Origin of the sequence: Pseudomonas sp. PS02303 (genome assembly GCF_029959925.1) — a bacterium.
GTDB classification, from domain to species: domain Bacteria; phylum Pseudomonadota; class Gammaproteobacteria; order Pseudomonadales; family Pseudomonadaceae; genus Aquipseudomonas; species Aquipseudomonas mandelii.
In genome coordinates this window covers 1-11,196 of sequence record NZ_JASCOM010000195.1, presented here as the reverse complement: position 1 = coordinate 11,196, position 11,196 = coordinate 1, and the positions used below count along the sequence as shown (strand labels likewise).

At 61.3% G+C, this 11,196-nt stretch carries 11 protein-coding genes; 3 read left to right on the top strand and 8 right to left on the bottom strand.

The annotated features are described in order from the left end of the window. Window positions 1–87: 87 nt before the first annotated feature. On the bottom strand, window positions 88–747 hold the full coding sequence (locus QMX98_RS26850) for an isoprenylcysteine carboxylmethyltransferase family protein (protein WP_282411633.1): 660 nt from the start codon (window positions 745–747) through the stop codon (window positions 88–90). Between the two features lie 155 nt (window positions 748–902). Between QMX98_RS26850 and QMX98_RS26845 the strand changes: the two genes are divergently transcribed. After that, a complete protein-coding gene (locus tag QMX98_RS26845) occupies window positions 903–1,040 on the top strand; it encodes a hypothetical protein (RefSeq protein ID WP_158080550.1) in 138 nt (45 codons plus the stop codon). A gap of 57 nt (window positions 1,041–1,097) precedes the next feature. On the opposite strand, the gene QMX98_RS26840 is transcribed toward QMX98_RS26845, so the two are convergent. Continuing rightward, window positions 1,098–2,045 (bottom strand): GlxA family transcriptional regulator, encoded by a 948-nt coding sequence (locus QMX98_RS26840; RefSeq protein ID WP_077749447.1) that lies wholly within the window; start codon window positions 2,043–2,045, stop codon window positions 1,098–1,100. Between the two features lie 124 nt (window positions 2,046–2,169). On the opposite strand from QMX98_RS26840, the gene QMX98_RS26835 reads away from it, so the two are divergent. Together QMX98_RS26835 and QMX98_RS26830 are read left to right on the top strand one after the other, a co-directional pair. After that, entirely contained in the window at window positions 2,170–2,961 is a 792-nt protein-coding gene (locus tag QMX98_RS26835; RefSeq protein WP_154913516.1) for an SDR family oxidoreductase, read from the top strand. Between the two features lie 100 nt (window positions 2,962–3,061). After that, on the top strand, window positions 3,062–3,982 hold the full coding sequence (locus QMX98_RS26830) for a pyridoxal-phosphate dependent enzyme (protein WP_010455286.1): 921 nt from the start codon (window positions 3,062–3,064) through the stop codon (window positions 3,980–3,982). Window positions 3,983–4,045: 63 nt separating this feature from the next. Here the strand turns inward: QMX98_RS26830 and QMX98_RS26825 are convergent, their stop codons facing one another. From QMX98_RS26825 to QMX98_RS26800, 6 genes are all read right to left on the bottom strand, one after another. Continuing rightward, window positions 4,046–4,363, bottom strand: a complete 318-nt coding sequence (locus QMX98_RS26825) for a DUF2388 domain-containing protein (protein ID WP_010455283.1) — start codon at window positions 4,361–4,363, stop codon at window positions 4,046–4,048. Window positions 4,364–4,469: 106 nt separating this feature from the next. Beyond that, complete coding sequence (locus QMX98_RS26820; protein WP_282411632.1) at window positions 4,470–5,237, bottom strand: hypothetical protein; 768 nt, start codon at window positions 5,235–5,237, stop codon at window positions 4,470–4,472. 16 nt (window positions 5,238–5,253) lie between these two features. Beyond that, window positions 5,254–5,628 carry a DUF2493 domain-containing protein gene (locus tag QMX98_RS26815; RefSeq protein WP_010455279.1) on the bottom strand — a complete coding sequence of 125 codons (375 nt, stop codon included), beginning with the start codon at window positions 5,626–5,628 and terminating at the stop codon, window positions 5,254–5,256. After that, entirely contained in the window at window positions 5,616–7,271 is a 1,656-nt protein-coding gene (locus QMX98_RS26810) for a Na/Pi cotransporter family protein (protein ID WP_282411631.1), read from the bottom strand. Before QMX98_RS26810 ends, QMX98_RS26815 begins: the two co-directional genes overlap by 13 nt. A gap of 186 nt (window positions 7,272–7,457) precedes the next feature. After that, a complete protein-coding gene (mgtA, locus tag QMX98_RS26805; RefSeq protein WP_282411630.1) occupies window positions 7,458–10,178 on the bottom strand; it encodes a magnesium-translocating P-type ATPase in 2,721 nt (906 codons plus the stop codon). A gap of 286 nt (window positions 10,179–10,464) precedes the next feature. Continuing rightward, the gene (locus QMX98_RS26800; RefSeq protein WP_282411629.1) at window positions 10,465–10,740 is read right to left on the bottom strand and encodes a hypothetical protein; all 276 of its coding nucleotides are present in this window, start codon (window positions 10,738–10,740) and stop codon (window positions 10,465–10,467) included. Window positions 10,741–11,196 lie beyond the last annotated feature (456 nt).

Sequence of the window (11,196 nt, the reverse complement as noted above, 5' to 3'; positions counted from 1 at the left end):
CGCGATAGCGGTCTTTCAGTCAAACAGAGGCTGGATGTGCCGACGCTATCGCGAGCAGGCTCGCTCCCACATTGGGACTGTGCAGGGTCAATAAATCCCGGGGATCAACCGCCAACTCCGGGCGCAATAAGCCTCATATTCATTCCCGAACTGCGCCTTCAATAACGCCTCTTCCGAATGAATCCGCGCAATCAGCGGAATTACCGTCAGCGCCGCAAGCAACAGCCCGACCCCCGAGCGAAACGCCAGGGCCCAGCCCACGGCGATGACCAGCATCCCCAGGTAACTGGGGTTGCGCAAGCGGCGATAAATCCCTTCGGTGACCAGACGGTGCCCCGGTTGAATCGCCACTAACCCGCTGAAACGCTTGCCCAGGACAAACACCGGCCACATCCGCAGCGTGCCGCCGACGATGAACAGCAATGCCCCCAACCAGCGCACATCCTCGCCACCGAAGGTCCAGACGTCGATCCGATCAGTGTAGGCCGGCAGAAATCCGCTCAGTAATCCGATGACGCCGAACGCCGGCAACACCCAGCGATTGGTCCGATCTTCACGTTCGCCGGAGCTCAGATTGACCTCTGTGAACAACGAGGCAACCGCCATCGCCAAGGTTGCAATGGCCACGACCACCAGCGAGCCATGGGCAAAAAACGCCGCAAACCCGCCCATTCCCCACACCGCGAGACCGAGGTAGGCGAGGGTGGAAACGATGGCGAAAAACGCCAGCCGGGCCGAGATTTTCATGGGCACCCATTCCCGCTTTGCACCGATGTCTTCAGTGTAGATGTTCATGCCGATTCGCCGGTTTGGGCTGGCGTCAGGAAACGTTTCGGTCAGGCAAAAGCAGAGGTGCATGGACCGTTTGAATCGGGTCTGCGAGAAAACCCTGGAAGGGGCTGGTGATTCCGATTCACTGGGATGATTTTTTCGAGCCGCTCGACGAGGGGTCGCCCCCGATGCCTGCGTGGATGGACCCCTTCGAGGTGGCGATGCCAAGGTTGATGCCGCTGGTCCAGGCCGATGGCGTGGCCCTGTGATTAATGCCGCTGTATAAAACGGTCGACCTGCGAGCAGCGCTTCCCCCGCGCTGACGCTTACGCCGTCATCTGCGACCTGGCATTACGCCGAATGACCTGCGGCGGTTGGCCGAACGCCCGGAGGAAGGCTTCGCGCATGCGGCGGCGGTCGGTGAAGCCGGCCTCGGCGGCGATCTGGTCGAGGGTCAGCCGTCCGCGCTCGAGCATTTGCCGCGCCGCCTCCAGGCGCAGATTTTCGATGGCCTTGGCCGGGGACTGCCCGGTCTCGGCGCGGAAGGTGCGGCTGAATTGTCGTGGGCTGAGGCGTGCCACTTCCGCCAGTTGCTCCACCGATAACGCCGATGTCAGGTGTTCCCGGGCGTAGCCGAGGACGGTCTGAATGCGGTCGGATTTGGGCTCCAGTTCCAGCAAGGCCGAATGCTGCGACTGACCACCCGCGCGGCGCTGGTACATCACCAGTTTCTGCGCCACCGAACGGGCCAGGTCGGCGCCATGATCCTTTTCAACCATCGCCAGCGCCAGGTCGATGCCCGCGGTCATGCCGGCGGAGGTCCAGATGGAACCGTCGACCACGTAAATACGATCATCTTCCACTTTTATCGAGGGAAACCGCGCTTGCAGGTCCCGCGCATAGGCCCAATGCGTGGTGGCCCGCCGTCCGTCGAGCAGGCCGGCCTGGGCCAGCACGAATGCCCCCGAGCAGATCGACGCGGTGCGCCGGGCGGTTTTCACGCTGTCGCGCAGGTACGCCAACACACCCTCGGGCGCCTGCTCGAGAATCGAATCGCCGCCGACCACGATGACCGTGTCGAACACCCGCTCATCAAACGCCTGGGTGCCGACACTCAAGCCGCCGGAAGCCCGCAGGGAGCGACCCTCCTCAGAGATCACGCTGACTTCGTAAAGCGCTTCGCCAGCGCTGAAGTTGGCGTATTCGAACACCGGCATCGCCGCCAACGCCATGGACTGGAACCCCTCGAAAACCACGAACGCCACGGAAGTCATGATGGTGCCCTCAAAAGCCAATGTCCGAAAAACGTACTTTAAACGTCATTTGAGACGAGCGTCAGTCAATTTATAACAGTTCACACCCGGCGACCTTATCGCCTCACTGTGAAGGAAATTGAACATGGCTCTTTCATCCAAAGGCACTGCACTGATCACTGGCGCTTCTTCGGGCATTGGCGCGGTCTACGCCGACCGTCTCGCCCGGCAGGGTTACGACCTGATTCTGGTCGCCCGCAGCCAGGGCAAACTCAACGCTTTGGCCAATCATCTGAGCAACGAAACCGGCCGCGCCGTGGAAGTGGTTGCTGCCGACCTCAAAGACAAGGCCGGCCTGCTGCGGGTTGAAAGCATTCTGCGCAACGACGCGAGCATTACCTTGCTGGTCAACAATGCCGGTGTTGGTGGCGTGATGCCGTTGCTCGGCAGCCCGGTGGACGACATGGACGCCATGATCAGCCTCAATGTCACCGCGCTGATGCGTCTGTCCTATGCCGTGGTGCCCGGCTTCGTCGCACGGGGCACCGGCACCGTGATCAACATTTCCTCCATCGTCGCAATCGCTCCAGAAATCCTCAACGGCGTTTACGGCGGGACCAAGGCTTTCGTGCTGGGCTTGAGCCAATCGATGCACCACGAACTGGCCGACAAAGGCATACGCGTTCAGGCGGTGTTGCCCGGCGCAACTGCCACGGATTTCTGGAGCGAGGCCGGCAACCCGGTGGAAAACCTGCCACAAGAGATCGTGATGTCCGCCGAGGACATGGTCGATGCGGCGCTGGTCGGCCTGGCGAAGGGTGAAGTGGTGACCATCCCGGGCCTGCACGAGGCTGATAAATGGGACGCTTACGAAGCCCGGCGCCAAGTGCTGTCAGGCTCGTTCGGCCACTCATCGGCGGCACCGCGCTACCGGTAAACCGATAGCCCTGGGGCAGGGTGAACTAAGCTTGGAGAAGGATCGTTCATCACCGGCTCGCCGAAACCTCGACAGGCCGGTGCTGCCGAGGGAGCACACAATGCTTCACATCAGAACGCCTTTGATTCTGCACCCTGGCTTGTCAACGCCGACCCGGCGCATCTGGCTCAAGCTGGAAAACCTGCAACCCAGCGGCTCGTTCAAATTACGCGGCATGGGCCTTCTGTGCAGTCAGGCAAAGGACCAAGGCAAAAGCAAAGTCGTCTGTCCTTCCGGCGGCAACGCCGGTTTTGCCACCGCCATGGCCGCCGCTGCCCTCGGGCTGAAAGCCTGCATTATTGTGCCGCACACCACCCCGGAAACCACCCGTGCCAGGATCAGGAAAACCGGCGCCGAGGTCATCGTTCACGGCAAGGTCTGGGACGAGGCCAACCAACGGGCCAAAGCGCTTTCACAGGATGCGGATACCGAGTACGTGCCCGCCTTCGATCATCCCGTGCTGTGGGAAGGGCACAGCACCCTGATTGATGAAGTCCTCGAGGATTGCCCTCAAGTCGATGCGCTGGTGACGTCGGTAGGGGGCGGTGGATTACTGGCGGGATTGCTGACAGGTTTGATCCGGCACCATCGCATGGACTGCCGGATCATCACTTGCGAAACCCAAGGCGCGGCCTCCTTTGCCGCCGCTGTCGAGGCCGGACATCCCGTCAGGCTGCCGCGTATCGACACCGTCGCGACATCGCTGGGCGCTGCGAAAGTGGCCGCGTGGCCGGTGCAGCACATCCTCGACTTTCCTCACGAATGCGTGGTGCTCAGTGATGACGAGGCAATCATGGGCGTGGTGCGTTACGCCAACGACCTGCGCCAGTTGGTCGAACCGGCGTGCGGCGTTTCATTGGCAGTGGCGTACCTGGACCATCCGGCGATCGCCGAAGCCCATGACGTGGTGATTGTGGTGTGTGGCGGTGTCAGCATCAGCGCGCAGCTGGTGGCCGGGTGGGCGCGCTTGTCCGCGGGGTGAAGCAAAGGGGCAGGGCTGGAGACTATCCGGCTGTCGCGAGCCCCACCGTTACCTTTTCAACCTTCATTGGCCAGCAGCAACGCCTTCGTGGATGAGGATGGCTCTGGCCAGCTCTTCGTCGCTGGCTTTGAGTCCGGGATTTTCCTGGCGAATCTGATTCAACACCGACTCCAGGTACACACCGCGAATCGTACCGCCACTGGCAACGAAGCTGGAGGCGTCATCACGGGCGGGAATCGCCAGTTTGTGGTCCTTGAACGTCGAGTACAGTGATGCGGAAACCCCCGCAGAGGTGGCGACATCGCCGGCGTCCACTTTGGCGAAGGCCGAACCGAAGGGCAAACACAACATGAATGAGGAGATGATAATCAGACGGCGCATAGCAATGTCCTCTGAAGCGTGAAGCAAAAAAAGGAGTACTTCATCATTTAGGATGCCTGGCGAACGTCAGGAGTTCCCTGTGGATGCGTTATCCGCACCTAATCGTTCAAAACCGCAGCGTTGCCCCGGTGGTCATCCACTGATCCCGTTCCCCCGTCAGGTTGCGGCCCACCACCAGATCGACGTCGATGCGCTCACCGACATGCAACCTTGGCCCGGCCTGCCATGCCTGTTCGCCGCCTTGCTGGCCGTAGCGTTCAGCAATCAGCGTCAGGGAACGGGCCAGGTCGTATTCGACGCCGGTGCCCCAGGTCCAGCGATGGTTTTGCTCGCCATCGTCATAGGCATGGGTCCAGCCGGCATTGAAGTTCAGGCGCAGGGTTTCGAAAGGTTGGTAGGTGAGGGGCAGGTTCAGGTCGACGCCATCGAAGGCGTGGGCCCGATTGAAGGCAAAGTGAGTCGACCCCGCCAGCGCCAACTCAAGGCCAAGGTCTTCCCGGGAGAAAATTTGCGCCTTGAATTGCGGGCTCAACCGGGTTTCCGAGTTCCCGTCGTCGCGGTCGTGCTGCACGGCGGCACCGAGTTGCACGTTGGGCAGGCCTTTGAGCGTGCAGTCCTGTGACACCACGCTGCTGGATGAGCCGTGCCGACCGTTTTGATACCAGGCGTCGATGTTGCATTCGCCGGGCGCATTGATTCCGGCGTCATCCACCGTATATGCACCGCCGGCAGCGTTGGCTTTGGAGATGATGCTGAGCACCGCAATCAGGCTCAGAGTGAGGCTGACGAACAACAGATTGCGGCGCAGGCGCCGGCCTTGAGCGGCTGGCAGGCTGCGTACGAAGGACGCGAATAGACGAGTGGGGTTTTGCATGAAGTTTATCTCGACGTTATTTGATGGCGGCGGCGGTCAGCCCCCGATCCTCTACCGATAGGGTTTGCAAGCCGGCCGTCCGGGCCCGGGCGACCAACTCTTCGGTGTCTTCGCCGCCGGGCAGGGCGATCACCACGTCAGGTCGGCTGTCGAGCAACATGAAGTGGTTGCGCAGGCGTTCAGCCAACTTGCCGTGGCGCTGCCAGTTGGGCGGGTAGCGCACGATGTCGGCGCCGTGTTCCCGGGCCCACTCTTCGATGTCACCGCCCAGGTATTGATTGCCACCATGGATCAGCACACGCACGGGGTGCAGGCGCTGGAAGGCGTCGAGGACCCGTCGGCACAGACGGCTGTCGGCGTAATAGCGGCCCGCGCAGATCAAGAGGCGCATGAGGAATTCTCCCTGGTCAGGTCGGTGCTCTCGACCGGTTGCTCGCCGGCACGCTCCAGCAGCGGATAGCCCAGAGCGGCGATGTGGTGATGCACGCGGCGGTAATCGCGCAGGACCCGCTGGAAGATGTCGCCGGACTCCGCCCAGGTGTTCTTGTCTTCCTGCAACTTGCGAAAGTGCTCGCGGCTGGCGTGCGCTTCGAGCCTTCTGACCGTCTCCTTGCGATGGATCAAGTGGTGCGCGGTGGGAATGTCTTCACGCAGAAACACGGTGATCGCCAGGCTCAGGCTTTCCAGCAGTGCGTCGTGCAGCGGCGCAATGTTGCCCAGCTCGAACGCCGAGAACTGTTCGCCACGGCGCAAGCGACGCATGGCCAACTGCGTCAGGCTGCTGGAAAGAATGTCTGCGGCATGTTCGAGGTTGATCACGAACAGCAGGATTTCCTGGGAACGATCGGCATCGCTGTCACTGATGCCTTCCTTGCCGATGTCCGCCAGGTAAGCCCGAATGGCCGCGCCCAGCAGGTCCAGAGACTGATCGACGCGTCGCACTTCATCGGCACAGGCGGGCGCCGAGGTGTGGAACAGCTGCACCAGGCGGCCGAGCATTGCCGAGAGCATGTCGGCCATGCGCAACGCTTCCCGGGCGGCGTTGGACAGGCCGATGTTGGCCACTTCCAGACCCGCTTCGTCGAGGTAGTGCGGCATGCCCGGGTCGACATCCCTCTCGGGGGCCGGCAGCAGATGGGTCAGCCCTTTGGCGAGCACATCGGTCAGGCCGATGAACACCAGCGCCAGCAGCAGATTGAAACCGCTGTGCAGCGACACCACCAGCACCGACGGCTCCAGCTTCAGCTCGGCCAGCAGCCCGGCAAACGGCAACACCACCAAGGCACCGACCGCACGCACCAGCAGATTGCCCAGCGGCAAGCGCCGGCCGACGCTCGAACCGGCATTGATCACCGAAGGCAGCGCACCGCCAATGTTCACCCCGAGCACCAGCGCGACGAGGGTGGTTCCCGACAGCAAGCCGGTGGCGGCCAGCGAGACGATCAGCAACACCACCGCCACGCTGGAATGGCACAGCCAGGTGAGGATCAGCGCCACCAGCAACGCAATCAGCAGATCGCCGTCCAGGCTCTGCATGATCAGCTGGAAGACCGGCGTGCCTTCGACGTCCGCCAGGGTTGAGCCGAGCATGCGCAGGGCCAAGAACATCAGCCCCAGGCCGATCAGCGCACAGCCGACGCTTTCGTAGCGTGAATCATCGCGCAGCCGGAACACCATCAAACCCGCGAGCAACACGATGGGGGTGAGGATTGAAACGTCGACGCTGAGCAGTTGCACCACCAGGGTCGAACCGATATTGGCGCCGAGCATTACCGCCAGCGCCGGCGCCAGGCCCAGGGTCCCGGCGGCTGTGAACGACGTCGCCATCAGGCTGACGGCGGTGCTGCTTTGCAGGATGCCGGTGATGCCGATACCCGACAGCAGCGCCATCCAGCGGTTGTTCAAGTTGTGGCCCAGCCACTGGCGCAGCGGCGTGCCGAAGCCGCGCAACAACGCCGAAGAAATCATGTGAGTGCCCCACAGCAAGAGTGCGATGGAGCCTGCGAGGTTGATCAGTAGAGTCGTTCCCGACATCAGGACTCTCCCTTTTCGATAGGGTTAAGCGCATTCCCCTGTAGGAGTGAGCCTGCTCGCGATAGCGGACTGTCAGCCAACATCAATGTTGAGTGATCCACCGCCTCGCAAGCAGGCTCGCTCCTACAGGGGAGTGTGGTGTTCAGGTGATTTGGGTTTGCCCCCGTACTCCGGGGGCTCAGGCCATCAGAACCACTGCTTGAAGCGGCGGATGTAGATCGTCTTCATGATCTGCGCGAACACGCAGTAGCTGAGCAGGGTGCCCACCAGCCAAGGGAAGTACGCCCACGGCAGCGGTTGCAGGCCGACCAAAGTACCCAGTGGCGAGAACGGAATGTAGATACCCAGCGCCATCACCAGCCCGGTCATCAGGATCACCGGCAACGCCGCCGTGCTCTGGAAGAACGGAATCTTCTGCGTGCGCAACATATGCACCACCAGCGTCTGCGACAGCAGCCCCTCGATGAACCAGCCGGACTGGAACAGGCCCTGCATTTCCACGCTGTTGGCGGCGAACACGTACCACATCAGGGCGAAAGTGGTGATGTCGAAGACCGATGAGGTCGGCCCGATCCACAGCATGAAACGGCCAATGTTTTTCGCGTCCCACTTGCGTGGTTTGCGCAGGAACTCCTTGTCCATCTTGTCCCACGGCAGCGACAACTGAGAGATGTCGTACATGAGGTTTTGCAGCAGCAGATGGATCGACAGCATCGGCAGGAACGGAATGAACGCACTGGCCACCAGCACCGAGAACACGTTGCCGAAGTTGGAGCTGGCGGTCATGTTCAGGTACTTCATGATATTGCCGAAGGTCTCGCGGCCCTTGAGCACGCCTTCCTCCAGCACCATCAGGCTCTTCTCCAGCAGAATGATGTCGGCCGATTCCTTGGCGATGTCGGTGCCGCTGTCGACCGAAATGCCGACATCTGCATCGCGCAGGGCAGGGGCGTCGTTGATGCCGTCGCCGAGGAAGCCCACGGTGTGACCATTGGCCTGCAACGCCTTGAGCACCCGGGACTTTTGCAGCGGCGTCAGCTTGGCGAATACCGTGCGTTCTTCGACCCGCAGCTTGAGGGTGGTGTCGTCCATGTTCTCGATGTCTGGCCCGAGCAGCGGCGTACCGGGTTCCAGCCCGACTTCGCGGCAGATCTTGCAAGTCACCACGGCGTTGTCGCCGGTCAGCACCTTGACGGTCACGCCCATGTCGCGCAGCGCGGCAATCGCCGGGCCCGCGGTTTCCTTCGGTGGATCGAGAAAGGTCAGGAAGCCGCGAATCACCAGCTCGCGCTCATCCGCGGTGTTGTACTGGTTTTTGCTCTGCGCTTTCGGGATCTCGCGGGTGGCGACCAGCAGCACCCGGAAACCGTCCTCGTTGTACTCGTTGGCCAGCGCCAGCAGGTCTTTGCGGCGCTGTGCATCGAGTGCCACGACCGTGCCGTTTTCGTGAATGTGGCTGGCGATGCTCAGCATTTCCTCGACCGCGCCTTTGCACACCATCAGGTGATCGTCGCGGCTGTCCTTGACGATGATCGACAGGCGCCGACGGACGAAGTCGAACGGCAACTCATCGACCTTGCTGTAGGCAAACGGCACCCTGAATTTTGGATTGGCATTGGCGAACTGCACCACCGCCTGGTCCATCAGGTTTTTCAGACCGCTCTGGTGATGGCTGTTGAGCCACGCCAGTTCGAGGAGCGTGTCGTCGCGCCGGCCGTTGCTGTCGACGTGGTGCTCAAGGATGATCTTGTCCTGGGTCAGGGTGCCGGTCTTGTCGGTGCACAGCACGTCCATCGAACCGAAGTTCTGGATCGCATTGAGGCGCTTGACCACCACTTTGCGCTTGGCCATGGCCATCGCGCCTTTGGCCAGGTTGGCGCTGACAATCATCGGCAGCATTTCCGGGGTCAGGCCGACCGCGACTGCCAGCGCAAACAGGAACGCGTCACTCCAGTCGCCCTTGGAGAAGCCGTTGAGCAGGAACACGATCGGCACCATGACCAGCATGAAGCGGATCAACAACCAACTGACGCTGTTCACCCCGCGGTCGAAGGCCGTTTGCACCCGCGAACCGACAATCGCTTTGGCCAGCGAGCCGAAGTAGGTACGCGGGCCGGTTGCGACCACCACCGCTTTGGCCGTGCCGCTGACCACGTTGGTGCCCATGAAGCAAATGTTCGGTAGGTCCAGCAGGTTGGATTGATCGGCAGCGCTGCGGGTCGCCGACTTCTGTGCGACGTCGCCCAGGGTGTCGTACTTCTCGACAGGCAAGGCTTCACCGGTCAGCACCGCCTGGCTGATGAACAGGTCGCGGGATTCGATCAGGCGGATGTCCGCCGGGATCATGTCCCCGGCGCTGAGCTGAACGATGTCGCCGGCCACCAGTTCGCGCATCGGCACTTCGCGCAGCACCGGGGTGTTGCCGTTTTGTCCGCGTCGCAGCACGGTTGCGGTGGTGCGCACCATGGCTTTGAGGGCTTCGGCGGATTTGGCCGAGCGGTATTCCTGCCAGAACCGCAGCAGGCTGCTCAGGGCAACCATGGTCATGATAATGATGACTTTGGTCAGGTCCGCTTCGTCGCCTTCGCCGTGGCTGATCGGCAGCCAGTAATCGGTGAAGAAACTGATGCCTGCCAGGGTCAGCAGGACATAGATGAAGGGATTGTTAAGGGCCTTGAGCAGTTGGACGATGGCGTGAGGCGGCTTGTCGTGGGCGACCTCGTTATAGCCTGCGCGGGCCAGCCGGCCTTCGGCCTCGAGTTCAGTCAAACCGTCAGGGGTGGCGTTGAGATTGGCGAGGGTCACGGCCAGGCCGTTTTGCGCTTCCCGGGCGGCGCGCATCGACAGTTTGGCGTTATCGCTGCTGGCGCCTTTGGCGCGAGTATTCGGCGTTTTTACAGTCGTCATTGTGTGTGCTCCTGCCGCCGTCTTGCGGCACGACACACGGCTCGCTCAACTATTCATAGGCGAGCGAGTGTATGTCGAGTCGCAAACAGGCGATCAATTTCGAAAGTGTTGTTTTCTTGTGTTTTAACGTTCGCTGCGTATCAATGGAAAGTTGATGCGCAGCGAACCGTCTACTGGCTTCGTCCATAACTAACTCCGATAACGTTGTGTTTTAACAGGCAATAAGAAGTTGCCGAATTCCCTATCAAGGAAAACGCTGGGGGAAGAACTTTAAAGTGTCTTCAGGTCAACTGAATGCGCGGGGCTCGAGGGTAAGGCCGAGCATCCGCGCGATGCGCCGACTCGGTGGTTCCTGGCTGTCGTCGAAGCTCCAGCGTTGCTGAAGCCGACCCGTCATCGGGCAGACGCGCCAGTTGGCACGAGGGTGTGCCTTGGCAGGGGCAGAAGGGGTGGAAAACGGGGCGCTGATCCGCGTCGTCAACAGGCGCTCACGGCACAGCTTGACCCGCATGGTCGATGCAAAGGCGCGCACGCCCGGCATTACGGTGGTTTTGAAGTTCATAACATGCCTCTGGACCGGACGGACGCCGGTGAGGCAAGTTACGGTGGAGCATCAAGCTCTAGCGCAGCTCACCCGACCGAAAAATCGAGTCCCGTCATTTACTGGGTTATGTGCCAGGCTCCGCGAATTCGCAGTGACCCGACAGCGACTAGATACTGTGTCCATTGGATTCTTTTGTGAGTTGAAAAAAGGCCTTCGTCGAAGGCCCGGGCAATTTACTCAGGGAGGTGGGTGAAGTCAACCGCCAATACCCGCCAAATACCAAGATGAATGGGGAAAACATCGAAACTTGATATTGAAGTTAGAACTGGTTCAGCTAATTGACAGTTAGTTGCATACGAAATGGCTGCCAGCCCCCTAATGGCCCTCCGGCTTACAACATTCCCTGTAGGAGTGGACCTGCTCGCGACAGCGGTCTGTCAGCCGACGTCGATGCTGGCTGACCCGCCGCTGTCG